This window comes from Aeromonas sp. FDAARGOS 1411, from assembly GCF_019047125.1.
Taxonomy (GTDB): domain Bacteria; phylum Pseudomonadota; class Gammaproteobacteria; order Enterobacterales; family Aeromonadaceae; genus Aeromonas; species Aeromonas veronii.
This window is the reverse complement of record NZ_CP077214.1, coordinates 3,929,618-3,953,081: the sequence shown is the minus strand read 5'-3', so window position 1 is coordinate 3,953,081 and position 23,464 is coordinate 3,929,618. Positions and strand designations below refer to the sequence as shown.

The window sequence follows — 23,464 nt, the reverse complement described above, 5'->3', positions numbered from 1 at the left end:
GAAGGGGGCCCGTGATGGGCCCCCTTGCTACTGCGCTTATTGCGGCTTGTTGGCACCCGGCAGCGGCTGCCAGGTGAGGCGGGTTACCTGAGTGCCCTGCACCTCGCACTTGAGGCTCAGCTCCTGCCACCCCTTATCCTGACGCAGGGAGACCTCCCCTTCGATCCCCTGCTCGTCAATCTTCAGCTTATCCTGCTCGAAGATCACCTTGTCGCCGTGGGCGAGATCCATCAGTTTGCCGTTGCAGAGCCAGTGAGCGAGATCCGCTCCCTTCAGCTTGACGCCCCCCTTGGCCGCCTTCTGTTCGGCCGCGCTCACCACAAACAGCTTGCTCAGCTCGGCAGCCCGCTTGGTGAGCCACTCCTGACGCTGCTGCATGCTCATCTTGCTGACGAACTCGGCGGGCTGACCCTTCTCGTCCAGCCATTGGGTCAGCTTGCCGCTGTCGTCAAAGGCGAACTGGGCGGCGGGCTCTTTGACCCCGAACAGCTTGCCGCCCTTGAAGTAGTAGCGGCTCTCCCCTTCCAGCTTGCCCAGCTCGTTCATGATGGGCACGGCGATGATGACGGGGGCGCCATCGATCCAGGCCTTGATATCGACACCGTCATGGCTGAATTGACGGGTATCGAGGGCGCTCTCGGCCCCCTTCTCCATCAGGGTAAACTGCTCGGCGAGAGAAGCGGCCAGAGAAGGGAGGGAGCAGAATCCCAGGGTCAGCGCGATCGCTGTGTTGCGCATTGAGTTGTACATAACACTCCTGTGATGGGCCATCCGGCCCGTGGTTAACTCTCTGTCAGCCAGGCCCGCAGCCCTTCCCGGTGAGCATCACTCAGGGGCAGGGATTGGCGGGCCCGGTAGTCAAAATGGATCAGGGTCGTTTCGGCGGTGACGGCCAGCTCGCCGCCCTGCCAGGCCTCCTGCCAGACCGTAAAGGAGCTGGTGCCGATGCGGCGCACGCCGGTCTTGATGGTGACCGGCTGGCCGTAGAACAGCTCCCGTTTGAACTGCACCGTATAGCCCGCGATGATCAGATGCCAGTTATGCACATCCAGATCGGGGGAAAAGATCCGGAACAGGGGATCCCGCGCCGATTCGAACCAGACCGCCGGCACCGTATTGTTGATATGGCCGAGGGCATCCGTCTCCTGAAAGCGGGGTTGGATCTGCATTTCCAGCATGGGTTGACTCCTTGTCTCTTTGTTTCTGTCCTTGTCCGTTCATGGGACATCAGTGGCCAATGGGTGGCCGCCGGGCATCACCAGCGGATCAGCATGTTACATGATACTGCTGGCCCAAGCACAGGGATGCCAGCGGCCCTGCGCGACCGGCCAGCGGGTGTCGCAGCGCGGCAGATTGTGGTGCTCTGCAAAAAGCAGACAGTAAAAAGCCCCACACACCTTGGGTGTGCGGGGCTGGTGCAGCTAGCTAAACGGCTCGGGGACTAGCCCAACAGATCGAAGCGATCCGCATTCATCACCTTGTTCCAGGCGGTGATGAAATCACAGACAAACTTCTCTTTGTTGTCATCCTGGGCATAGACCTCGGCATAAGCGCGCAGCACCGAGTTGGAGCCGAACACCAGATCCACCCGGGTGGCCGTCCACTTCAGCGCGCCGCTGCGGCGATCGCGGATCTCGTAGAGATTGCTCGCTTTCGGCAGCCACTGGTAGCCCATGTCGGTCAGGTTGACGAAGAAGTCGTTGCTGAGTACCCCGACCCGATCGGTAAAGACCCCGTGCCCTGTACCGCAGTGGTTGGTGCCGAGCACCCGCATCCCGCCGACCAGCGCCGTCATCTCGCAGGCGGTGAGCCCCATCAGCTGGGCGCGATCCAGCAGCAGCTCCTCCGCCGTCACCACATAGTCCTGCTTCAGCCAGTTGCGGAAGCCGTCGGCCAGCGGTTCCAGCACCTCGAACGAGGCCACATCGGTCTGAGCCTGAGTGGCATCCCCCCGGCCCGGCGCAAACGGCACGCTCACCGTCACCCCGGCGGCCTGGGCAGCCTGCTCGATGGCGAGGTTGCCCCCCAGCACGATGAGATCCGCGACGCTGACGCCACACTCGGCCGCCAGCTTGTCATAGACCGCCAGCACCTTCGCCAACTTCGCCGGTTCGTTGCCCGGCCAATCCTTCTGCGGCGCCAGCCGGATGCGGGCGCCGTTGGCACCACCCCGCTTGTCGGAGCCTCGGAAGGTACGGGCACTATCCCAGGCGGTAGTGACCCGCTCGCTGATGGAGAGGCCGCTGGCGGCAATCCTGGCCTTCACCGCCGCCACGTCATAATCGGCACGTCCGGCAGGCACCGGATCCTGCCAGATCAGATCTTCTGTCGGCACATAGGGGCCGACATAGCGGCTCTTCGGCCCCATATCCCTGTGGGTCAGCTTGAACCAGGCGCGGGCGAAGGCGTCGGAGAAGGCCGCCGGATCATCGCGGAAGCGCTCGGCAATCTTGCGATACTCGGGGTCGAATTTGAGCGCCATGTCGGCATCCGTCATCATGGGTTTGCAGCGGATCGACGGATCTTCCACATCCACCGGCATATCCTCTTCGGCGATATTGATCGGTTCCCACTGATGGGCCCCCGCCGGAGATTTTTGCAACCACCAGTCGTACTTGAACAGCAGATCGAAGTAGCCGTTGTCCCATTGGGTCGGGTGAGTGGTCCAGGCCCCCTCGATGCCGCTGGTCACAGTGTTGCGGCCGATGCCGCGGCTGTGGTGATTGATCCAGCCGAGCCCCTGCTCCTCGAGGCTGGCCCCTTCAGGCTCGGGCCCGAGCTGTTTGGCGTCGCCGTTGCCGTGGGCCTTGCCGACGGTGTGGCCACCGGCGGTCAACGCCACCGTCTCTTCATCATCCATCGCCATGCGGGCAAAGGTGACCCGCATATCCTGCGCGGTTTTCAGGGGATCGGGCTGGCCATCCACCCCTTCCGGGTTGACGTAGATAAGCCCCATCATCACCGCCGCCAGCGGGTTTTCCAGATCCCGTTCGCCGGAGTAACGACTACCCGGCTTGCCGCTGGGCGCCAGCCATTCCTTCTCCGATCCCCAGTAGATATCCTTCTCCGGATGCCAGATATCCTCGCGGCCAAAGGCGAAGCCGAAGGTCTTGAGCCCCATGGACTCATAGGCCACAGTGCCCGCCAGAATGATCAGGTCGGCCCAGCTGATCTTGTTGCCGTACTTCTTCTTGATGGGCCACAGCAGGCGACGGGCCTTGTCGAGGTTGGCGTTATCCGGCCAGGAGTTGAGGGGGGCAAAACGCTGGTTGCCGCTGCCGCCACCACCGCGACCATCGGCGATGCGATAAGTCCCGGCCGAGTGCCAGGCCATGCGGATCATCAGGCCGCCGTAGTGGCCCCAGTCGGCGGGCCACCAATCCTGACTGTCGGTCATCAGGGCGGTCACATCCTGCTTGAGGGCCGCCATATCGAGCCCCTTCAAGGCTTCCCGATAGTTGAAACCGGCCCCCAGCGGATTAGTCTTGGTATCGTGTTGGTGAAGAATGTCGAGGTTGAGGCTCTTCGGCCACCACTCCATTCTGGACGTCTCGACGGAGGTGGTTCCCCCGTGCATGACCGGGCATTTTCCTGCGGAACTGTCTGAATTATTGCTCATCGTTTTCCTCATTTGCTCTGCTGTCCATAACCTGAAACAGCATGGCACAGAGGCGTGACACAAACTGTGCAGCAGCGGCCGATTTACGGATCTTTCACGCAAGCGGCCACGGAGCGCCCGTCAGCCGCGACCGAAATTGGACGAACTATGGCGCCTCTGCGGGCTGATGGGGCGGCTCGGGCCGCAGCCAGGCGCTGCGAAAATCGAACCAGCCGAGCGCTGTCATCCGCACCCCGTGCACGCCGATCCGGCTCTCCAGCTCCAGCCAGTGGTGAAACAGCGGCACAAACCAGCTCTGCTGCTGCACAGTTGCCAGCAGGGCGCGGGGGCCTGGCTCCTCACCGCTGGCGCGCCACTGCATCAACCCTTGCCACAACTCATGCTGACTGCTCCACACCTTGCGCAGCAACGGGGTGCCCTGCAACCAGGCGTAGGGGGCAAAGGAGCCGGCATGTTCGAGGTTGAGGGTGCCGAGCCAGAGATCCACGTCTTCATCCTCGCCGCTCACCCAGCGGCCGTAATCGAGGGTGCGCACCTCCAGCCGGATCCCCTGTTCGGCCAGCAGGCTACTCATGGCGTTGGCGCACTCGTTGAACTCCAGATGCTGGTTGAAGCAGGCGAGCACCAGTCTTCCCGGCAACTGCGCCGGTGTGGGCAAGGGCGTGGGCAGTGCTTCGCGCCAGTGGGGCAGCAGGCCGAGGGCGCTGGTCCAGCCCCGTTGCAACTCGGGGGCGACCCGCCCCATCAGGGCTACCGGATTGAGCAGCTGGCCCAGCCACTGCCGCAGGGCGGGATCCTGCAAGGATCCGGAACGATCATCCTGCAGCAGGAAGTAGCAGCCCGACTCCAGCTCCGACTCGCCGCGCATGGTGCCGAGCTCAGGGCTGTCGCGCCCCAGCTGCAGGTGGGTCTCCAGCCGCTCCGCCAGCTCCGGCAGCATCCAGATGTCGATCTCGTCGAGCAGGGCGCGCAGGCCGAAGTAGTCGTCAAACGCCGCAAGGCAAAGATGCAGGGGATCGTTCACAGCCACCCGGTAAGGACCGGTGCCCACAGGTTGCAGGGCAAAGCCCGCCTCCCCCTTGAGCTCCCGCGGCAAAATGGTCGCCACCGGCTCCGCCAGCAGGTGGGGCAGCCAGGGATCCGGGCTGTCGAGATAGAGATCCAGCGTGCGCGGCCAGGGGCTCTCCAGCCGAGTCAGATGGGAAAACAGCGGCCGATCCCGCAGGGCCAGCAGACTCTCCATCACATCTTCCACCACCAGCTCGCGGCCGTGGTGAAAACGCACCGCCGGGCGCAGGTAGAAACGCCAGTGGCAAGGACCCAGACACTCCCAGTGGTGGGCCAGATCCCCTTCGATTTCCCCATTTTCCTCATTTCGCCGGGTGAGGCCGTTGAAGATCTGGCGGCTCAGGTGGATTTCGGAGCGGCGCATCGGGCCGGTGGGCAGCAACTGCGGCAGCGGCCGATAGTAGGGCACCCGCAGGATCTGGCGCCCCTCGCGGGTGGCCTGACCGAGCTGTTCGATCAACAGCGGAGTGAGCAGATCGAGGCGATCTTCGGCCAGCCGCACCGCCTGCGCCAGCTGGCCCTGACTGAGCAGATCCCGCAAGCGGCGCCGGGTCAGGCTCTCCTGACTGTCGAGCAAGGTGAGCCGGGAGCGCCGCCCCCGCCCTGCTTCCGCCGACCAGCTGAGCCAGCCCTGATCCTGCATCCGCCGCAGCAGCAGACGGGCGTTGCGTGGGGTGCAGCAGAGCAGATCCGCCACCTCGGCGAGGCTGATCTCCCGTTCGTCGCTGCCAAGCAGCTGGGCGAGTCGTTGAAATTGCTGGTAGAGGCGACCGGTCGGCATAAAAGAGGAAATCCTGCTGCTGTAAGTCATCAGTTTTTACTTCCGCATTTTAGCTCAATACTGCTGATGAACGTGAGAGCCATAGCAGAGGAGCACCATCATGAGCCACGCCAATCCCCTCAAACCGAACCGGATCCAGCAGACCTTGCGCCGTTACTTCAAGCGGATCCTGCCACGCCCCTTGCCGCTCATCGAGGATCCCATGCAGCAGCTCAACCGCCTGATGCAGTGGGATATGAACCAGATCGATGACAAGGAGTATCGCCGTCGCCTCTGAGTGCGAGCCGTGCCAGCCACTCGGGAGGCGCATCCCCTGCGGGCGACATTGCTTTGCCGGATCTTGCTGTTTACATCGGCCACGGGCCTGATAGATTGGACGTCTATCCATCTATAACTGCGACAAGCAACATCCAACAAGGAGTGTGTGATGAAAGATGCGACCCTGGCCCTGCACCACGGCTTTTCCAACGACCCCACCACCAAAGCGGTCGCCGTGCCCATCTACCAGACGGTGGCCTACGAGTTCGAGAGCGCCCAGCACGGGGCGGATCTGTTCAATCTGGCGGTGCCGGGCAATATCTACACCCGCATCATGAACCCCACCAACGATGTGCTGGAGCAGCGGATGGCCGCGCTGGAAGGGGGGATTGCCGCGCTGGTGGTCTCGGCAGGTTCCGCCGCCATCACCTACGCCATTCAGGCGCTGACAGCCGCAGGTGACAACATTGTCTCCACGCCCCAGCTCTATGGCGGCACCTACACCTTGTTCGCCCACATGCTGCCGAGTTTCGGGGTCGAGGTGCGCTTTGCCAAGGATGACAGCGCCGAAGCCATCGCCGCCCTCATCGACGACAAGACCAAGGCGGTCTACTGCGAGAGCATCGGCAACCCGGCGGGCAACATCGTCGATCTGGCCGCGCTGGCCAAGGCCGCCCACGCCCGCGGCGTGCCGCTTATCGTCGACAACACGGTCGCTACGCCGGTCTTGTGCAAGCCCATCGAACATGGCGCAGACATTGTCGTACACAGCCTGACCAAATATGTCGGCGGCCACGGCAACTCGCTGGGCGGCGTGGTGGTCGACTCGGGCAAGTTCCCATGGGCGGATCACGCCGAGCGCTTCCCCCAACTGACCAAACCGGAGCCCTCCTACCACGGGGTGGTCTATACCGAGGCCTTTGGCTCGGCAGCCTTTATCGGGCGGGTGCGTACCGTGCCGCTGCGCAATACCGGCGCAGCGCTGGCGCCGATGAACGCCTTCCTGCTGCTGCAGGGGCTGGAGACCCTGAGCCTGCGCATGGAGCGCCACGTCGACAACGCCCTGCGGGTCGCCAACCACCTCAAGCATCACCCCAAGGTGGCATGGGTCAGCTATGCCGGTCTGCCGGGTCACCCGCACTACTTGCTGGCAGAGAAGTACATGGCCGGTCGCCCCTCGGCCATTCTCTCGTTCGGCCTGAAAGAGGGTTACGAGGCGGGCGTGCGTTTCTACGATGCACTGAAGATCTTCAAGCGGCTGGTCAATATCGGTGACGCCAAGTCGCTGGCCTGCCACCCGGCCTCCACCACCCATCGCCAGTTGAGCGAGGAGGAGCAGGCCAAGGCCGGGGTGAAACCCGAGATGATCCGGCTGTCGGTCGGGATCGAGGCAATCGAGGACATACTGGCGGATCTGGATCAGGCGCTGGAGGCCTGAGTCAGTCAACGAGGGAGCGGGCATCAAGCCCGCTCTTTTTTTACTACCGGTGAACCGCCCCCCTCGCCTGCTCGTATACCCCATCCTGCCACCGAATCGAGGTTGTTATGATAGTCCTGCACCACCTGAACAAATCCCGCTCCCAACGCATCATCTGGCTGCTCGAAGAGCTGGGCCAGCCCTATGAGATCAAGGCGTATCAGCGCGATGCCACCACCTTTCTGGCACCGCCAGAACTAAAAGCCATCCACCCTCTCGGCAAGTCGCCGGTCATCGAGTTCGACAGCCGGGTGCTGGCGGAATCGGGCGCCATCACCGAGTACCTGATTGCCCGCTATGCTGCCGATCGGCTGGCACCGGCACCAGATAGCCCGGAGTATCCCGAATATCTGCAGTGGCTTCACTTTGCCGAGAGCTCCGGCATCCTGCCGCTGCTGCTCGACATGTTCGTGCGCAAGGATGGCAGCCCGATGCGCTTCCTGCCGGACTACGCCAAGGCGGAGTGTGCCAAGGTGCTGGGCTACCTCAATGAGGTACTGGCGAATCGCCACTATCTGGTAGGGGATCGCCTCTCCGGCGCCGACATCATGAACTCCTTCCTGGTGGATCTGCTGGCGCAAAGCGGCCAGCTGGCCCACTTCCCGCATCTGCAAGCCTATTGGGAACGTCTCAATACCCATCCGGCCCGTCAGAAGGCGGTAGAGCTGGAGCGCGAGCTGGATCTGCTCCCCTGACCGAACAACCATCATACAAAACGCCCTGACTGTCGGGGCGTTTTTCTTATGCCGCAGGCTGCGGTTTACTTGGTCGCAGACACCTTGTCGCGGCGCGACTTCCACCACCATCTCAAGCGGATCTGGGAGATGAGCATCCCCGCCAGCATCAGGGCACAACCGGCAATGGCGCGCTCATCCAGCGTTTCATCCAGCAACAATACGCCACCCACGGCGGCAAAGACGGTCTCCAGACTGAGGATGATGGCAGCGTGGGCCGGATGAGCACCCCGCTGCCCTACCACCTGCAGGGTATAACCGACCCCGACCGACACCAGCCCGGCATAGAGCAGCGCCTGCCAACCGGCCACTGCGCCGCTAACTGTCGGGGTTTCGATAACAAAAGCAGTGGCGAGGCTGAGCAGGCCGCACACCACGAACTGCACCCCGGCGAGCTTGATGGGAGCAACCCGGTTGGAGTAGTGATCCACCAGCAGCAGATGCACAGCCCAGAACAGGGCACCGACCACCTGCAACAGATCGCCAAAGCCGATGGTGAACTCGTCGGTGACGCTCAACACATAGAGGCCCGTCAGAGCAATCAGGGCACCAATCCAGGTATTGAGTCCGCTCTTGTGGCGCAGCAGCAGCCCCAGTACCGGCACCAGAATGATGTAGAGCCCGGTGATGAAACCGGCCTTGGCGGCCGTGGTGTAGAGCAGCCCCACCTGCTGCAGGGAGGCGGCACAGAACAGCACCAGCCCGGCCAGCACACCACCGATCAGCAGTTGGCGATGGTCGCCCGCGACGGCAACAGGTTGTCGGGATTTGAGCCACCAGAGCAGCGGCAGCAGGGAGAGGGCGCCGAGCAGAAAGCGCAGGCCATTGAAGGTATAGGGCCCCATGTGATCCATCCCGAGGCGCTGGGCGACAAAGCCCATACCCCAGATGGTGGCAGCCATCAGCAACATCAGATTGGAGCGCATGGCGATTCTTCCTTAAATCGGCGCGTGACGGGTTATCCGATCCAAGATACCCGCCTCCCTATCCTCTTGTCTCCACTCTTTGTCTTCGCTCTCGCTCTCAACGCGCTGCATCGCACTGCTTTTGAGCACCGCGAGTGTTACAGCAGCGAGGGCTTGGTGAACACGGCCAACAGGGCAATCAGTAGCAGATTGCCCCGCAGGATCCACACCACCCGGAAGTGCTGCTGGATGGAGATCATCGGCGCCTTGCCCAGACGCAGGGCGCGACGCCAGCGATAGAAGAGGCGGCTGGGATAAACGAGGGAGCCGACAATCAGCAGAAACAGCCCCATCTTGAGACCGTGGGCTGGATGGGCAAAGATCTCTGCCACCGAGCTGGCATGCTCGAGGGCCAGCAGACTCCCGGTGGCAAAGATGGAGAAGAGCGCCAGCGCCGCCACCCCATCTGCCAGCAGCAGGCGGCGCACTCGCAGCATGTTCAGGCCGCGCCGAAAGATCAGATACTCGACACAGAGGGCAAGGATTAGCACCGCTATGCTGCCATAATGAATCATTGAGAGCAGAGTGTGGTTCAGCATCGGAAACATCTCATTTTCTGCCTTTAGACGAGCCGCACCGCATCATATATGCTGGTGTCACCCGAGACGAAAAGGATCTGTTCATGTCCCCCGCCAAGCCCAAGAACACTTGGTCTTTGATCACCCGCATGCGGCTGGGCCTCCTCTTGCTCTTTATCCCTGTGTTGCTGCTCGGCAGCATCTACTACCTGCATATGGAGCGCACCCTGCGCCACGAGCAGCAACAATATCTGATTGCTCGCAACACCCAGTATTTCCATACCCTGATCGAACCCTATCTGGCGACCCTCAAACGCCAGTTTACGCTCATTTATCAGCAGGTAAATTATCGGGATTTCAGCGGCCCGGAGATCCTTAACGGCGAGCGCTACCTGCAACAGTGGCAGGCCTATCACAAGGTGATGGAGCTCGATTACGTCTACGTGGGCACCGAGCATCGCAAGATGCTGATCCACCCCTCCTGGCAGGCCGACGAGAAGTTCGATCCCAGAACCCGCCCCTGGTATCTGCTGGCATCCAGCCATCCCGGACAGATTGTCTGGACTGATCCTTATTACGACTACACCTTGGGCACTCTCACCATGGCGCTGGCCAGGGTGATTGAAGATCCTGACGGCAAGCGGGTTGGCGTACTCTCGCTGGATACCCAGCTCACCCCCCTCACCAGCTGGCTCAACAACAAGCATGATGAGACTCACCCTCTGGGGGCTGGCTATCAGATCCTGCTCAACCATGACGGACTGGTGCTGGCCCATCAGGATCGCGAAAGGGTATTCAAACCCCTCGCCCACCCCGACTGGCTGGCCCGGATGCAACTGCCGCAGGGCTTTTTCCTCGATGATGCCAGCGGCCTGATGGTCTCCTACTACCGCATCCCCGAGCAGCGCTGGATCCTGCTCAGCGTCGAGCCAACTGCCAGCATGCAGCAGGTGATCGACAGCGTCTCCATCAACGTGCAGCTGATGATTGCCGTCGCCTGCATCCTCTATCTGCTGCTGGCCCTGCTCTGGTCCCGTTACTTCCGCCGCATGCTGGGGGAGATCACCCTGCTGATCCGCGCCAGCCGCTCTGGCGGTATCGCCTACAACGGCCGCCGTATGCTGGAGCTGGCCAAGGTCTATGAAGAGATGGATGCCGCCAGCCAGGACTTTGCCCAGATCCGCCTGCAAGCCCATCAGGACAAGCTCACCGGGCTCTACAACCGCCGCTTCTTCGACGAGTGCCTGCAGAAGCAGCTCAACAGTGGCGCCCCCTTCGGGGTGGTGATGTTCGATCTGGATGATTTCAAGCGAGTCAACGATACCCATGGCCATCAGGCAGGGGATGTGGTGCTCAAGCGGGTGAGCAAGCTGGGCATGAATCTGTTCCACGAGTGGGGCTGGTTCTGCCGCTATGGCGGCGAGGAGCTTGTGCTGATCTTCCGTTACGGCGAAGAGCAGCCGATGCTCCCCTCCCTGCTGGAAGCGTTCCGGCTCGGGGTGGAACAACTGGAGTGGCGCGAACCCGACCTCACCATCACCATCAGTGGCGGGGTGGCCTTCAGCCGCTCCGGGCTCTCGGCCAAAGAGCTGGTGGAGCTGGCCGACAAGGGGGTCTATCAGGCCAAGCGGGAGGGGAAAAACCGTATCTGCTTCCCGCTGCGCCACACCCCTCACCAGAGTGCCGAGGAGGACATTCCCGCCTTTGGCGAGCCCCGGCAACAAACCAACGAGGGGTAGCCACAGCGGCCAGCCTCAACCACAACGTCGCCAGTAAAAACAAAGAGAGAGGCTCCAGCCTCTCTCTTTGTTTTTCGTGCTTTTTGCCGCACGTTAAGCCTGTGTGGCGCGCGGCTCAGCGCTGCCACTCCCACACCGGCCAGCCCAGCTCCTCGGCCTGCTGGCGCAGCGCGGGGGCCGGATTGACCGCATGGGGATGGCTCACCGCCCGCAGCATCGGCAGATCGTTGTGGGAATCGCTGTAGCCAAAGCTCCCCTGCCAGAGATGGTCCCTGCCGGCAAAAAGCTGGTTGATGCGGGCCACCTTGCCCTCGCGAAAGCTGAGGGTGCCGCGGGTCTGGCCGGTCAGCATCCCCTCCTCCTCATCGAGCAAAATGGCAACGCAGTGATCCATCCCCAGCATCTTCGCCATGGGGGCCACCAGGTGCTCGCCGGAGGCGGAGATGAGCACCAGATCGTCGCACCGCTCCCGATGCCATTCGATACGCGCCAACCCCTCGGGGTAGAGGCGCTCGCGCAGCACCTGCTCGGCAAAGCGGGTAGAGAGCGAGTCGAGCCACTGGCGCGTCTTGCCCGCCAGCGGTTGCAGGGTGAAGGCCATGTACTGGTGCATATCCATCTTGCCCTGATGGTAGAGGGACATCATGGCCTGCTCCTCGGCGATCATGCTGGCGGGCGCCAGCTCCTCGGCCACCATGTACTCCAGCCAGAGGCTGGCGGAATCCCCGGCAATCAGGGTCTCGTCCAGATCAAACAGTGCCAGTGCCATGGGCGCTCCTCGCAGTGAAAATGGAAATGAAATGCGGCCTCATGCTACCTCACAGAGTTGATCCCGGGCCACCGCCAGAGTCACGGCACTGCCGGTGGCCAGCAGATCGCCAGCCGAGCGGTTGAGGCAATCCACTGTCAACAGCCCCGCCTCGCACTCCACCTGATAGCGGATCACGTTGCCGAGCAGCTGTTGCTGGCGAACGATGCCGGGCAGGCTGGGTTCGCTGCTGGTCGCCCCGGCGGGCAGCAGGGTGATGGACTCTGGCCGCAGCGCCAGCTTGCCCTGAAAACGGGGGCCGAACAGCGACTTGCCCTGCTCGGCGCCGAGCAGGTTGTAGTTGCCGATAAAGCCCGCCACAAACTCGCTGGCGGGGCGGGTATAGATCTCCTCCGGCGTGCCACTCTGGACGATGGATCCCTTGTTCATCAGGAAGATCCGATCCGACATGGTGAGCGCCTCCTCCTGATCGTGGGTCACGAAGATGGTGGTGAGCTCAAGGCGCTGCTGGATCTCGCGGATCTGCTGGCGCAGGCTGCGGCGGATGCGGGCATCCAGCGCCGAGAGCGGCTCGTCCAGCAGCAGGATCCGCGGCTGCACCACCAAAGCCCGGGCCAGTGCCACCCGCTGGCGCTGACCGCCGGAGAGCTCGGCCGGATAGCGGCGCTCGAAACCAGTCAGCTCCACCAGCGCCAATGCCTCCTGCACGCTGGCCGCCAGCTCCCGCCCCGGCTGGGGTTTCATCTTGAGGCCGAAGGCAACGTTGTCCCATACCGTCATGTTGGGGAACAGAGCATAGCTCTGGAACACCATGCCGATGCCCCGCTTCTGGGGCTCCTGCCAGGTGATATCTTCACCAGCCACTCGCACCTGACCACCATCCACCGGGGTGAGCCCGGCCAGCGCCCGCAGCAGGGTCGATTTGCCACAGCCGGAGGGGCCGAGCAGGGTCACCAGCTCCCCCTTGCGAATGCCGAATTCGATCCCCTCGAACACCGGCGTATCGCCGTAGGATTTGTGCAACTGATTGACTTCTAAATGAAACATCTTGGATCACCGATGAAATCTGTTGGCCGCCCAGGTGAGCAGCAGGGTCAGCAGGAAGTAGCTCATCACCAGCGCACTGGTGAAGTGGCCAGAAGTGGCGCGCATGTTGTAGAGGTAGACCTGCAGGGTCTCGTAACGGGTGCCCACCAGCATGTTGGCAAACACGAACTCGCCGAGCAGGAAGGAGAGCGACAGAAACAGCGCCGCCAACAATCCCTTGCGCAGGCAGGGGATCACCACCAGCAGAAAGGCGCGGCGGCTGCTCGCCCCCAGCAGGTGGGCGGCATCCATCAGATCCCTGAGCGGTACCCCTTGCAGGCTGTTGGCCAGCGCCCGGTACATAAAGGGGAGCACCACGGTGAACCAGGTGCCGATCAGGATCCACGGCGTGCCGATAATGGGCAGAACGCCGTCAGCGTAGATCTGCAGCAGCCCGACTGAGGAGACCACTGGCGGCACAGCAAAGGGGAGCAGGATCAGCAGGTTCATCCAGGGATCCAGCTTGGGGAAGTAGTAGGTCACCACCAGCACGGTGGGTACCAGCACCAGGGTCCCCAGCAGCAGGGTGGCGAAACAGACCAGGAGGCTGCGGCCAAAGGCCGCGAGAAAGCGCGGATCGCCCCACAGCTTGAGATACCAGTCGAGGGTGAAGCCATCCGGCAGCAGGGTCGCCCCCCAGCGGATGGAGATGGAGTAGAGAAACGTGGCCAGCAGCGGCAGCAGCAGGGTGGCGACCAGCCCACCCAACACCCACTTGGGCCAGCGCGGCGTCAAATCATGCATGGGATTGCCCCTTGTTCACATAGCTCTTTTTCAGCAGCCACTGGTTGGCGGCCGTCACTACCCCCAGCAGCACCATCAGGATCACCGCCAGCGCCGCTGCCATATTGGGCTCGAGGAAGATGTCGCCGGAGACCAGACTGGCCACCCGGATGGTCACCAGATTGAAGTTGCCAGTGGTGAGGGCGTAGGCGGAGGCATAGGCCCCCACCGCGTTGGCAAACAGGATAATCAGGGTGCCGAGCAGCGCAGGCGTCAGCACCGGCAGTGCCACGTGCCAGACATACTGCCCCTTGCTCGCGCCGAGCAGCGCGGCCGCTTGCGGCCATTCATCCTGTAGCGCATCGAACGCCGGATAGAGCAGCAGCAGGGCGAGCGGGATCTGGAAGTAGGTGTAGATGAGGATAAGGCCGCTGCCCGAGTAGAGGTTGAAGCCGTCGATCAATCCCCAGGATTTCAGCAGCAGAGTGACCGCGCCGTTGATGCCGAGAATGATGATAAAGGCGAATGCCAGCGGCACACCGCTGAAGTTGCCGGTCATGGTGACGAAGGCCAGCAGCAGCCGCTTGACCCGCTCACCGCTTTGGCGCAGCGCCGCCGCCCCGAGGGTACCGATGGCAAGCCCCGCCAGACTGGCGATACCGGCGATGCGCAATGAGTTGCCGAACGATTGCAGGTAGAAGGGGGAGCTCAAAATCTCCCGGTAGTAGTCGAGGCCCCAGCCATCGGGGGTCTGAAAGCTGCCCACCAGCACCCACACCATGGGGGCGAGCTGGAACAGGATCATCAAGAGGATAAACGGCAGCAGCACCAGCGCGGGCAGCCAGTGGCGGCGCACCTTGTGCTTGGTGACCACGGGTTGATCCACGAGGATCTCGGTGGTGGCAGGCATCATCAGTGCACCTCGCGCATAAAGGCGGCCTTGAGCAGCGGTGGCGCTGCCGGCTTGTCGTGGGGAATGCCCAGCAGATCGGCCATCAGGGCGCAGAGCTGGGTCTGGGCGATCACCACCCCATCCGGCCAGCGCTCGATAAAGGCATCGCCAAACAGCCAGAGCGGCACGGTGCGCTCTTCGGGCAGGGTGCCGCCGTGGCTCAGGTCGTTGTTCATGCCGTGATCCGAGGTGATCACCACCTGATACCCCTCCGCCAGCCACTGGGGCAGCAGATCGGCCAGCAGGCTGTCCATGCGGCGCGCCTGATTGCGGTACTGGCGGGAATCGAGGCCAAACTTGTGGCCAGCATCGTCCACCCCCATCGGGTGGATCAGCAGATAATCGGGGTCATATTGGGTTCTGAGCCATTCCCCATCCATCAGTAGATGACTGTCGGGGTAGTGGTCATCCCAGTAGAAGCAGCCGTGCTGGATCGGCAACTGCTCATCGTGAGTAAAGCGATCACGGGCAGCCAGCCAGGGGCTGCGGTTGTAGAGTTCGCTCACCCAATGGTAGGCCGCCGCTGCGGTGCGTTTGCCCGCGGCGCGGGCCAGATGGAAGATGGAGTCATGCAGACTGAGGCGACTCACCCCGTTGTGGGTGATGCCGCTCACCACCGGCGGCACGCCGGTCAGGATGCACTCGTAGAGAGGCCGGGAGAGAGACGGCAGGGCAGCATTCAGGGTCGTATGCAGGCCCCGCCCCGCCTCCACCATGCCACCGAGGTAGCCCATGGTGTGGGCTACCTCGGCTGCCAGACCATCCACAAGTACCACTATCACCTTGTGTTGCACTGGATTCCCTTACTGCATGTTGATCATGACGGTTTCTTGCCACTGGCGCGGCAGGGCTTTGGAGCTCTGCTCCCAGGCGGCGTGATCCTGCACCGGCTTGGCATTGGCGTACTGCTCGGCTGGCAGCAGCTTGGCCTTCACGTCATCCGGCAGAGTCACGTTGCTGCGGATCGGGCGGGCGTAGCCGCGGGCCAGGTTGATTTGACCGGCATCGGAGAGGATGTATTCACGGGCCAGTTTGGCGGCGTTGGGGTTCTTGGCCCACTTGTTGATGATGGTGGTGTAACCGGCGATGACGGAGCCGTCGCTCGGGATCACCACCTCAAACTTCTTGGGGTCGATCTGATCGCGGTAGTTAAGGGCGTTGAAGTCCCACAGCACCCCCACTTCCACCTCGCCCTTCTCGATGTTGGCGATGGTCGGATCGTTCAGGGAGAGACGACCCTGCTTGGCCAGCTGACCGAACAGATCCAGTGCAGGTTTCAGATTCTTCTCGCTGCCGCCGGTGGCATAGGCCGCCGCCAGTACGCCGTTGTTGGCTTGGGAGGCAACACCGACATCACCCAGGGTCACCTTGTAGTCGCCACCCAGCAGGGATTGCCAGCTGGTGGGGGCGGCCTTGACCAGATCCTTGTTGATCAGGAAGGCGATGGTGCCGGTATAAGCCAGCATCCAGTGACCGTCGGCGTCCTTGGCCCAGTTGGGAATATCAGCCCAGGTGGAGGGCTTGTAGGGCTGGGTGACCCCCTGCTTGACCGCCACCGGACCGAAGGCGCCGCCCACGTCACCGATATCGGCGGTGGCATTGGCCTTCTCGGCGGCGAACTTGGCGATCTCCTGCGCCGAGCTCATGTCGGTATCCTGATGCTTGATGCCGTAGATGCTGCCCAGCTGCTGCCAGGTATCCTTCCAGTTGGCCCAGCTGTCAGGCATGCCGATGCTGTGGAGCTGGCCTTCGCCACGGGCGGCCTTTTCGAGATCCGCGATATTTTCGGCTGCATAGCTATTTGTGGCAAACAACGGTTGGCTTATGGCCACCATGGCCAGTGCACTTGCGATCACGCTTTTCATCATCCCATCCCTCTGGACTAGGTCAGTTAAGGTTCGAGAGGGATGCTAGAGGGGAATTGTGACGGTGGCGGGGCGCTTTAATGGCAGTTTGATGACAATCACCCTGTCATGGCGCTGTCATCCACAGCAGTTACAACTCTGAACCCGAGTGAGGCTGGACTACTCCAGTCATCCGCCTTCTGAATAAGCAACAGGGACAAGAGTGTGACCGAGCCGAGATTGAGCGAGCAGAGAGTGAACGAACAGAGCATGGCCGATGGCCGCGTCTCCTCCAAGTGCGAACAGATTTGCCAGACCCTGCGCCGCTATATCGGCAGCGGCCAGTTGGGGGCCGGGCAGCAGTTGCCCGCCGAGCGGGCCCTGAGCGAGCGTTTCGCCACCACCCGCATCACCATCAAGGAGGCGCTCTCCAGCCTCGAAGCGGACGGCCTTATCTACCGTGCCGAGCGGCGCGGCTGGTTTGTGGCACCGCCCCGCCTCACCTACGATCCCGCCATCCACACCCACTTTCATCAGTGGATCGGCGAGCAGCAACGCACCGCCGAAACCCGGGTGCTGGCCCACGGCAGCGAGCTTGCCAGCAGCGAGCTGTGCCGCTGGATGGGGCTGGAACCCTTTACTCCACTTTATGAGATCCGCCGCCAGCGGCTGATCGACGGCCGCCCAGTGCTGCATGTCAGCCACCACCTGCTGGCGAGCCGCTTTCCCGATATCGCCAGCGCGCCGCTGGCCAGCTCCCTCACCGAGCTCTATCAGCAGCGTTATGGCATAGGCCAGGGCGGGGCGAGTCTCGAGATCACCCCCTCGGCGGCGCGCGGCGCCATCGCCCGCGCCCTCAATCTGGCTGAGGGGAGCGCGGTGCTACGGCTGGTGCGGGTCAACTACGACGAGCGAGGCGGTCTGGTGGATTGCGATATCGAGCACTGGCGGCCGGATGCCATCCGCATCTGTCTGGATACGCGAGCATTGCAGCCGCTCGCAGGCAAGCTGCAACAAACCCGGGTCGTCGATTAGACTCCAGCCAACAGAGCGGATCCCGCAGGATCCGCCGGGATCAGTTGTCGATATTGGGGATCATGTCGTCAAAGCTCTGATAGCCGCAGTCGGCCAGTTGCAGCGACATGGTGTAGGTCTTGGCGTGCTCCTGCTGGCCGATGGCGGGGCGGTTGAGCTTGATCTCCTGATGCCAGTACTCCTTCATCCGGTCGATCAGCGCCATCGCCTCTCCCTCGTTGAGGTGCAACTGGCAGAGCGCCATATAGTTGTTCGACTTGTGCATGTTCTCCACCAGATACTCCCCCAGCACCGACATTGCCTGCCGTGCCTGCTGACGGGCGAAGCGGCTGTGCTGCTCGAAGCTGATCCGCTCGCTGATCAGGAAGTGGTAACTGTTGTCGATACCAAGCTGCAAAATGCCGAGCTTCTCCAGCTTGCGCAGATAGAGGTAGCAGGAGGCATCGGTCAGGCCGTACTCCCGCTTGAGATCGATCAGCGTCTTGTCGCGCCAGAAGATATTGGCGAGAAAAGCGTAGAGCCCCGGCTCGTTGTGAAACGCCTCGTCCTGCTCCTGGGTAAAGACGGCGCGGCGGCTCTGGGCGTCCTGGGTACGATCCAGCAGCTCCTCGAACGAGAGCCCCACCAGATGGCAGATCTCCAGCAGAGTATCGAACGGCAGCGAGGGCTTGTTCATCATCCGTTTCACGGTCGCGATGGAGACACCCATCGCCTCCGCTAGGGTCTGATAGCGGATCCCCTTGTCGGTCAGGGTCTTCTTCAGGGTGTCGAGAATATTGTTGGCCAGGGTCTGGCTGTAGGTCATGCCACTCTTCCTTGTTATCGCACTTTCATTGCATGGTTATGCCGAGTCAGCTTCTGACCTGTTTTTACCTTCAAGGCTCAGATATTGACACCGAAAAAACAGCCTAGAGAAAAAATCGCCTACAACGCCCATCAGGACAGACCAGTTGAACGATGAGGTCTCAGAATGTGACACCAGACAGTGCATATCTTTCAACCCGCAAACATTTTGCTAGTGCTGCATAGAACATCGCGCATAATCGAAACGTATCGAATTCAAGACCCTTCCTGGTTGAGAAATCGATTGTTTGCTTCCAAATTTTTATCTTTTAAACCGTAAGGTTTTTTCTCTTTCCTGGCATTGGGCGGCGCTGATAGCACCGCCCTTTTCTTTTCCCTGAATTCGCAGGTCAGGTCAAGGGCCCCGGCAAGGGGAAGTGTCACCGGCCACCCGCCGCCCACTGATGCGCCAGCCACCACGATCTCTCTGGCAAGGTATCCTAAACGACCATCAATACCGTCTCATTGCCATTCAATATATTTAAATGGCTTGGTTGGAAAGCTTCATTAAATATAAAAACGAATATAATCAAGTTATTTAGAATTCCAAAAACCTATCTTTTAAATGGCTTGTGCATATAAGCAAGCAAAATTAATCAGGCCGCACGACCCATATCTGCTTATCGCGCCTCATGCCCACCCCAACAACTGCTGCCGGGTAAAGAGAAAAGCCACCCATAAGAACCCACCCACTCATCTGGTGGGCAACATAGCCCACGCAAAAACAGCCTCAAAAGACCACCAAAACCCTCAATGGGAACAATACCAAACCTCAAAAAGAGCAAAAAACAGGCAAAAAGATAGATTTTTTTCTCACGGTTTCACCTTGTGAGGCGTTCAAAAAAACATCAAAAAGAGCCTGACACCTGTGAGTGACATCTGAGATGCCAATTTTTAGACAACTCATCACGGCTACGCTCGAATGAAAATCTAATGCCGATATAAATCAATCACATAGAATCAAAACCGAACTCACAGCCTGTCATTTGCCTCACCGGTTAATTATTTAAACCTCAATAAAGCTAAAACTCTAATAACACCATTTATTAAACAAAATGACCCTGATGGCCGCCAGTCATATTTAGAAGAATGGGGAAATCACTCTCTTGTTATTCAGAAATGTGCTGACTATACTGCGGCCCCTCTGTGAGAGCAGAGCAATGACGGAAATATAAAAAGCTTCATGGATTGAGCAATATAAATCACACGCAGTTCACGCAACACAAGGTTATTTATCCATGAACAAGTTTAATAAAATTGCCGCTTTCTCCCTGCTTGCTCTGGCCATGAATGGCGGCGCCCATGCCGAAGGCTGGTATGCAGGTCTGGATCTGACTACCTCCAAGATGGATCTCGATGGTGCGGCCAAAGACGCCTATGACGCCAAAGTGATCGACGACCAGCTCGACGGCGGCAGCCTGATCGTGGGTTACAGCTTCACACCCTGGCTGGCGGTTGAAGGTGGCTTGCACGCCCAGCAGATGGATCAGCTGACCTGGGTAACCTCCCCGATTGCAAGCGGCTTTGCCGACACCACTATCGAAACCCGCAGCATCAGCCTGGCCGCCAAGCTGAGCCAGCCGCTGGCCTGGGGCTTCAGCGCCTATGCCAAACCGGGCATCGCCTACACCCGCACCGAATTGGAAGTTGTCGGCAACGCCACCTTCCTCGGTTTCAGCGATCAGGTAAGCAAGAGCGCAACCAAGAGCAAGGTACACCCCAATCTGGAAGTAGGTCTGGACTACGCCTTCAACGACCACTTCTCTGCCGGTATCGGTTACGAGCGCCAGTTCGACGCCCTGAGCCTGGGTGACGAGCACTACTCTCTGGATACCTTCAAGCTGGGTCTGCGTTACCACTTCTAAGTCGCGCCGCGTCAGTAACAATGCAAAAGGGCCGCAGGTTTCAAACCTGCGACCCTTTTTACTGCTCTTCTTTCCGTACCCCGCGTTAGCAGATCTGGTCTTTACCCAGTTGCTTGGCCTGATAGAGCGCCCGATCGGCGCGCACCATCAGGCTCTCCTTCTGCTCATCCTGCTGATACTCCGCCAGCCCGAAGCTCATGGTAGCGGGCGCATGGGGGCAGATGGGCTCGCTCGCCATCAATGCCTGAAACTTGCTCGCCACCACCAACGCATCCTCGCGGCCGGTGTGGGGCAGCAACACCATAAACTCGTCACCACCCCAGCGGGCCAGCAGATCGATCTCGCGGATATGGCGGCGCACCAGCGCCACTATGTTGATCAGGGTCTGATCCCCGGCGTTGTGGCCATAGCTGTCGTTGATCTGCTTGAAGTTGTCCACATCCATGGCGATCACCGTAAACGGCTGATGGAAGCGGCGCGCCCGCTCGCACTCCAGCTGCAATGCCCGCTCCAGCCGATAGCGACTGGCGGCGCCAGTCAGCGCATCGGTCTCTGCCAGCAGACGGTTCTCCTCGGCTTTCTGTTGCAGCGCCTCGTTGAGTCGCACCAGCTCGGCGGTACGCTCGGCAACCTGCTGCTCCAGCGACTGATTGCGCCGCTCCAGCTGCTCCAGCAACAGCTTGCTGGCGTGGATATCGCGATGGGCGCCGATCATCCGCGCCACAGACCCGTCGGGATTGCGCTCAATGATGCGGCCACAATCCTCAATCCAGAGGTAACTGCCATCCCGGCAGCGGCAACGGTACTCGGCACGATACTCATGGGCGCTGCCGCTCAGGCAGAGATCGAACTTCGCCATCACAGCCGCCAGATCGTCGGGGTGGATCACGTTCTCCCAGGTGAAGACGGTATTGCCGAGGGAGTGAGGCTCGTAACCCAGCATCCGGTACCAGCCCGGGTTGCGATAGACAAAACCGGTATTGGCATGCCAATCCCAGATGCCATCGCTGGTCACCTCCAGAATGCCATGCACCACGGCCTCGCTGACATCCGAGATCCTGATCGTGTCACTGTCCTGCACCATAGCAGTTATCCTTGTTCTTCAGCCCCGCGCCACCACGGGGAATCGCTCCGTTGTCTTGAGGCGCTACCTTGGCATATTGCAACAGACCTGTCAGCCAGAACCCCACCGCACCACCGTTTCCCCGGTTATCGGCCACTCACGGCGCAGGCTGAGTCAGGGTGGCCATAAGTGTGGCTCAAGCGCGCCCCATTTACCGGATTTAACTCACGATTCAGTCATTTGGGGGATGGGAATAAATGAGGGGATACCCAGAGACCCCCACAGAGGTCACTCGGCCAGAGTCAGTCGATAAAAATCCGTCGCCCGATGTTTCGGATTGGGGCGCAGAAACACCCAGCCAAAGCGCCGGTAATGATTCAAGGCCCGCACATTGGTGCGACTCACGGAGAGGATCGCCCATTTGCAGCCAGCCCCCAGCAACTGCTGGCGAATATAGGCCTGCAACACGGCAGCCAAACCGGTGCCACGATATTGGGGGAACAGATAAATCAGCTGCACATAGCCAGTCTCGGATTCATCGGAAAAGCTGCGAAACTCCAGCTGGCCCACCAATTGTTCACCCGACCAGACATGAAGGTAGTGCCATTGCGCTTGCCCCAGCCTTTCTCGGATCCGCTCCCGATAGCCGTCGATAAAGTCGGCAAAACCGTCATGGGTATGAAAACTGCAAAAATAGGCATCCCTGCGCGCCTGCACACAGAGCTCGTAATCCCGATCCAGATCGATAGTTTTAAATTCAAGTCTCAAGCAATGACATCCTGTCGTGTGTGGGTTGGATGTAGGGTGTAATAAGCGCAGCGCATTACACCTTTTGGCAGATAAATAGCAGCGGTGCAATTCACTTCGTTCTTTGCACCCTACCGGATTTCACAAAGCGGGCAAAATTGGCATTGTGCCAACCTGCGACCCTCACCCTAGCCCTCTCCCAGAGGGAGAGGGGATAAAGCGGCACCGGTAATATGATCGTCAGCCGTGTAGGTTCGATTAGCGAAGCGTAATCGGACTGCGGTAACGGCATTGCTCCCTTCTCCCGTTTATTAGAAAAGGAGGAGAAGGGTCGGTGATGAGGGGAAGGAAAAAGAGATTTCGCGGTAAACGTTGGGCTTCGCTACGCTCAGCACCAACCTACACAATCGGTAGGTTGGTGCTGAGCCTGCGAAGCCCAACATACGAGATGTTCAACAGTTAAATACCCAGGCGATGTCGCTGCTCATCCGAAAGTGGATTTTTTAAGGCTTCTTGGTATGCCGCCTCACATTTTCGCCAGAACTCATAATGACATGCACGTAACTCAATTCCGGCAATTGCTTCAAAGCGAACCCAAAATATATATCGTACCGGGCCAAGGCTTATTGAACTTCGAAAACTTGTGGGGTTTTGTGTTTTTGAGTCGAAGGGAACAATAAGTCCTCCATGCGCTGCGAATCTATGTTCTCCGAGCTTATGGCGATAAGCTTCATAGGTCGGGTCTGCATCAATGTGTAGAAAGATAATGTTTCGCTTCGTCTGTCCTATAGCGAACTCGCAAGCTTCTAATGGACGGGGGCCACATGATTCAGCGACATGGCAACATAATAGTTTGGCAAAGTATCTAAATACATTGAGGTACTCCTCTGAGCCAGAGGTATATTGTGGCAAGCTGAATACAGACGAAGGATCTCGACCCTCTGACAAAAACGAGAAGACCAAAGCATGAAACCGGTCGAATTCATGGTCAGCAGCCTGTGTGCGAGTTCCATTACACAAGGAACACATCCGAGCTGAGAAGTGGAAGGCTCGGGATTTAGGGCCTTGTGCCAAACGAGGTATGCTTTCGCCATCGAAATTACCGATGAACATAGCATCCTTCCCGAAAATTTTTCGCAAAGCAGAAGCTTTTATTTTGTGTTCTCCGGTGAGCGATTCACCAGACCCGCACAGGCAACAGCTTTCTACTTGGTACGGCTCGAATAATATTCCCATCAAAAGGCTCCAAAGATACTCAGAATTGGCGGATTCACCTCTGTAGTGCAACGCCCGCTTAAAAATCAGGCGGCCTTGAGTAACTCGTCAAATATCATCTGAGATTGTTTAAATCCCCAACATATGCGGGGCCTTGAAGGTG

Annotated in this window: 23 protein-coding genes; 6 read left to right on the top strand and 17 right to left on the bottom strand. The window is 60.2% G+C overall.

The annotated features are described in order from the left end of the window. Positions 1–36: 36 nt before the first annotated feature. From I6L41_RS17935 to sgrR, 4 genes are all read right to left on the bottom strand, one after another. On the bottom strand, positions 37–738 hold the full coding sequence (locus I6L41_RS17935) for a hypothetical protein (RefSeq protein ID WP_139428322.1): 702 nt from the start codon (positions 736–738) through the stop codon (positions 37–39). A gap of 44 nt (positions 739–782) precedes the next feature. Next, positions 783–1,178: a thioesterase family protein gene (locus I6L41_RS17930; protein WP_005336457.1), complete on the bottom strand. Its 396-nt coding sequence runs from the start codon at positions 1,176–1,178 to the stop codon at positions 783–785. Between the two features lie 263 nt (positions 1,179–1,441). Next, positions 1,442–3,619 (bottom strand): catalase/peroxidase HPI, encoded by a 2,178-nt coding sequence (gene katG, locus I6L41_RS17925; RefSeq protein ID WP_216960408.1) that lies wholly within the window; start codon positions 3,617–3,619, stop codon positions 1,442–1,444. A gap of 145 nt (positions 3,620–3,764) precedes the next feature. Beyond that, complete coding sequence (gene sgrR, locus I6L41_RS17920) at positions 3,765–5,468, bottom strand: HTH-type transcriptional regulator SgrR (RefSeq protein ID WP_216960406.1); 1,704 nt, start codon at positions 5,466–5,468, stop codon at positions 3,765–3,767. A gap of 100 nt (positions 5,469–5,568) precedes the next feature. On the opposite strand from sgrR, the gene I6L41_RS17915 reads away from it, so the two are divergent. The 3 genes from I6L41_RS17915 (at position 5,569) to I6L41_RS17905 (ending at position 7,898) form a co-directional block, all read left to right on the top strand. After that, on the top strand, positions 5,569–5,745 hold the full coding sequence (locus tag I6L41_RS17915; protein WP_005336463.1) for a hypothetical protein: 177 nt from the start codon (positions 5,569–5,571) through the stop codon (positions 5,743–5,745). Between the two features lie 150 nt (positions 5,746–5,895). Then, complete coding sequence (locus I6L41_RS17910) at positions 5,896–7,164, top strand: O-acetylhomoserine aminocarboxypropyltransferase/cysteine synthase family protein (RefSeq protein WP_216960404.1); 1,269 nt, start codon at positions 5,896–5,898, stop codon at positions 7,162–7,164. A gap of 107 nt (positions 7,165–7,271) precedes the next feature. After that, on the top strand, positions 7,272–7,898 hold the full coding sequence (locus I6L41_RS17905) for a glutathione S-transferase family protein (protein ID WP_216960402.1): 627 nt from the start codon (positions 7,272–7,274) through the stop codon (positions 7,896–7,898). A 65-nt stretch (positions 7,899–7,963) separates the two neighbouring features. Here I6L41_RS17905 and I6L41_RS17900 read toward each other — a convergent pair whose 3' ends face one another. Together I6L41_RS17900 and I6L41_RS17895 are read right to left on the bottom strand one after the other, a co-directional pair. Next, the gene (locus I6L41_RS17900; protein WP_216960400.1) at positions 7,964–8,863 is read right to left on the bottom strand and encodes a DMT family transporter; all 900 of its coding nucleotides are present in this window, start codon (positions 8,861–8,863) and stop codon (positions 7,964–7,966) included. A 137-nt stretch (positions 8,864–9,000) separates the two neighbouring features. Then, complete coding sequence (locus tag I6L41_RS17895; protein WP_019445450.1) at positions 9,001–9,441, bottom strand: DUF2214 family protein; 441 nt, start codon at positions 9,439–9,441, stop codon at positions 9,001–9,003. Positions 9,442–9,524: 83 nt separating this feature from the next. On the opposite strand from I6L41_RS17895, the gene I6L41_RS17890 reads away from it, so the two are divergent. Next, on the top strand, positions 9,525–11,159 hold the full coding sequence (locus I6L41_RS17890) for a sensor domain-containing diguanylate cyclase (protein ID WP_216960398.1): 1,635 nt from the start codon (positions 9,525–9,527) through the stop codon (positions 11,157–11,159). A 115-nt stretch (positions 11,160–11,274) separates the two neighbouring features. Here I6L41_RS17890 and I6L41_RS17885 read toward each other — a convergent pair whose 3' ends face one another. Genes I6L41_RS17885 through I6L41_RS17860 form a run of 6 tightly spaced genes read right to left on the bottom strand, consistent with a single transcriptional unit; the run spans position 11,275 to position 16,554 of the window. Next, positions 11,275–11,928 (bottom strand): HAD family phosphatase, encoded by a 654-nt coding sequence (locus I6L41_RS17885; protein ID WP_216960394.1) that lies wholly within the window; start codon positions 11,926–11,928, stop codon positions 11,275–11,277. A gap of 39 nt (positions 11,929–11,967) precedes the next feature. Continuing rightward, complete coding sequence (locus tag I6L41_RS17880; RefSeq protein WP_201958417.1) at positions 11,968–12,975, bottom strand: ABC transporter ATP-binding protein; 1,008 nt, start codon at positions 12,973–12,975, stop codon at positions 11,968–11,970. A 6-nt stretch (positions 12,976–12,981) separates the two neighbouring features. After that, on the bottom strand, positions 12,982–13,758 hold the full coding sequence (locus tag I6L41_RS17875) for an ABC transporter permease (protein ID WP_216960391.1): 777 nt from the start codon (positions 13,756–13,758) through the stop codon (positions 12,982–12,984). Further along, complete coding sequence (locus I6L41_RS17870) at positions 13,751–14,650, bottom strand: ABC transporter permease subunit (RefSeq protein WP_216960387.1); 900 nt, start codon at positions 14,648–14,650, stop codon at positions 13,751–13,753. The genes I6L41_RS17875 and I6L41_RS17870 overlap by 8 nt, the downstream gene beginning before the upstream one ends. Continuing rightward, positions 14,650–15,483, bottom strand: coding sequence for an alkaline phosphatase family protein (locus I6L41_RS17865; RefSeq protein WP_216960384.1), 834 nt, complete (start codon positions 15,481–15,483; stop codon positions 14,650–14,652). The genes I6L41_RS17870 and I6L41_RS17865 overlap by 1 nt, the downstream gene beginning before the upstream one ends. 9 nt (positions 15,484–15,492) lie before the next feature. Continuing rightward, positions 15,493–16,554 carry an ABC transporter substrate-binding protein gene (locus tag I6L41_RS17860; protein ID WP_058059838.1) on the bottom strand — a complete coding sequence of 354 codons (1,062 nt, stop codon included), beginning with the start codon at positions 16,552–16,554 and terminating at the stop codon, positions 15,493–15,495. 183 nt (positions 16,555–16,737) lie between these two features. Between I6L41_RS17860 and I6L41_RS17855 the strand changes: the two genes are divergently transcribed. Next, a complete protein-coding gene (locus tag I6L41_RS17855) occupies positions 16,738–17,568 on the top strand; it encodes a UTRA domain-containing protein (RefSeq protein ID WP_254203429.1) in 831 nt (276 codons plus the stop codon). A gap of 40 nt (positions 17,569–17,608) precedes the next feature. Here the strand turns inward: I6L41_RS17855 and I6L41_RS17850 are convergent, their stop codons facing one another. After that, a complete protein-coding gene (locus I6L41_RS17850) occupies positions 17,609–18,373 on the bottom strand; it encodes a helix-turn-helix transcriptional regulator (RefSeq protein WP_005336490.1) in 765 nt (254 codons plus the stop codon). 254 nt (positions 18,374–18,627) lie between these two features. Then, positions 18,628–18,828 carry a hypothetical protein gene (locus I6L41_RS17845; RefSeq protein ID WP_139126133.1) on the bottom strand — a complete coding sequence of 67 codons (201 nt, stop codon included), beginning with the start codon at positions 18,826–18,828 and terminating at the stop codon, positions 18,628–18,630. Between the two features lie 821 nt (positions 18,829–19,649). Between I6L41_RS17845 and I6L41_RS17840 the strand changes: the two genes are divergently transcribed. Further along, positions 19,650–20,276 (top strand): porin family protein, encoded by a 627-nt coding sequence (locus I6L41_RS17840; RefSeq protein ID WP_216960377.1) that lies wholly within the window; start codon positions 19,650–19,652, stop codon positions 20,274–20,276. A gap of 85 nt (positions 20,277–20,361) precedes the next feature. On the opposite strand, the gene I6L41_RS17835 is transcribed toward I6L41_RS17840, so the two are convergent. The 3 genes from I6L41_RS17835 to I6L41_RS17825 all read right to left on the bottom strand — a co-directional run bounded on the left by I6L41_RS17835 (position 20,362) and on the right by I6L41_RS17825 (position 23,322). Continuing rightward, complete coding sequence (locus I6L41_RS17835) at positions 20,362–21,360, bottom strand: sensor domain-containing diguanylate cyclase (protein WP_216960374.1); 999 nt, start codon at positions 21,358–21,360, stop codon at positions 20,362–20,364. Between the two features lie 267 nt (positions 21,361–21,627). Further along, positions 21,628–22,107 carry an N-acetyltransferase gene (locus I6L41_RS17830; RefSeq protein WP_216960372.1) on the bottom strand — a complete coding sequence of 160 codons (480 nt, stop codon included), beginning with the start codon at positions 22,105–22,107 and terminating at the stop codon, positions 21,628–21,630. Positions 22,108–22,545: 438 nt separating this feature from the next. Beyond that, on the bottom strand, positions 22,546–23,322 hold the full coding sequence (locus tag I6L41_RS17825; RefSeq protein WP_139440340.1) for a hypothetical protein: 777 nt from the start codon (positions 23,320–23,322) through the stop codon (positions 22,546–22,548). Positions 23,323–23,464 lie beyond the last annotated feature (142 nt).

Coding starts and splice junctions, on each gene's coding strand:
- katG (WP_216960408.1), bottom strand. CDS start 3,619: ATGAGCAATAATTCAGACAGTTCCGCAGGAAAATGCCCGGTCATGCAC.
- I6L41_RS17935 (WP_139428322.1), bottom strand. CDS start 738: ATGCGCAACACAGCGATCGCGCTGACCCTGGGATTCTGCTCCCTCCCT.
- I6L41_RS17905 (WP_216960402.1), top strand. CDS start 7,272: ATGATAGTCCTGCACCACCTGAACAAATCCCGCTCCCAACGCATCATC.
- sgrR (WP_216960406.1), bottom strand. CDS start 5,468: ATGCCGACCGGTCGCCTCTACCAGCAATTTCAACGACTCGCCCAGCTG.
- I6L41_RS17890 (WP_216960398.1), top strand. CDS start 9,525: ATGTCCCCCGCCAAGCCCAAGAACACTTGGTCTTTGATCACCCGCATG.
- I6L41_RS17840 (WP_216960377.1), top strand. CDS start 19,650: ATGAACAAGTTTAATAAAATTGCCGCTTTCTCCCTGCTTGCTCTGGCC.
- I6L41_RS17880 (WP_201958417.1), bottom strand. CDS start 12,975: ATGTTTCATTTAGAAGTCAATCAGTTGCACAAATCCTACGGCGATACG.
- I6L41_RS17835 (WP_216960374.1), bottom strand. CDS start 21,360: ATGGTGCAGGACAGTGACACGATCAGGATCTCGGATGTCAGCGAGGCC.
- I6L41_RS17930 (WP_005336457.1), bottom strand. CDS start 1,178: ATGCTGGAAATGCAGATCCAACCCCGCTTTCAGGAGACGGATGCCCTC.
- I6L41_RS17860 (WP_058059838.1), bottom strand. CDS start 16,554: ATGAAAAGCGTGATCGCAAGTGCACTGGCCATGGTGGCCATAAGCCAA.
- I6L41_RS17900 (WP_216960400.1), bottom strand. CDS start 8,863: ATGCGCTCCAATCTGATGTTGCTGATGGCTGCCACCATCTGGGGTATG.
- I6L41_RS17895 (WP_019445450.1), bottom strand. CDS start 9,441: ATGCTGAACCACACTCTGCTCTCAATGATTCATTATGGCAGCATAGCG.
- I6L41_RS17910 (WP_216960404.1), top strand. CDS start 5,896: ATGAAAGATGCGACCCTGGCCCTGCACCACGGCTTTTCCAACGACCCC.
- I6L41_RS17875 (WP_216960391.1), bottom strand. CDS start 13,758: ATGCATGATTTGACGCCGCGCTGGCCCAAGTGGGTGTTGGGTGGGCTG.
- I6L41_RS17850 (WP_005336490.1), bottom strand. CDS start 18,373: ATGACCTACAGCCAGACCCTGGCCAACAATATTCTCGACACCCTGAAG.
- I6L41_RS17885 (WP_216960394.1), bottom strand. CDS start 11,928: ATGGCACTGGCACTGTTTGATCTGGACGAGACCCTGATTGCCGGGGAT.
- I6L41_RS17870 (WP_216960387.1), bottom strand. CDS start 14,650: ATGATGCCTGCCACCACCGAGATCCTCGTGGATCAACCCGTGGTCACC.
- I6L41_RS17825 (WP_139440340.1), bottom strand. CDS start 23,322: ATGGGAATATTATTCGAGCCGTACCAAGTAGAAAGCTGTTGCCTGTGC.
- I6L41_RS17915 (WP_005336463.1), top strand. CDS start 5,569: ATGAGCCACGCCAATCCCCTCAAACCGAACCGGATCCAGCAGACCTTG.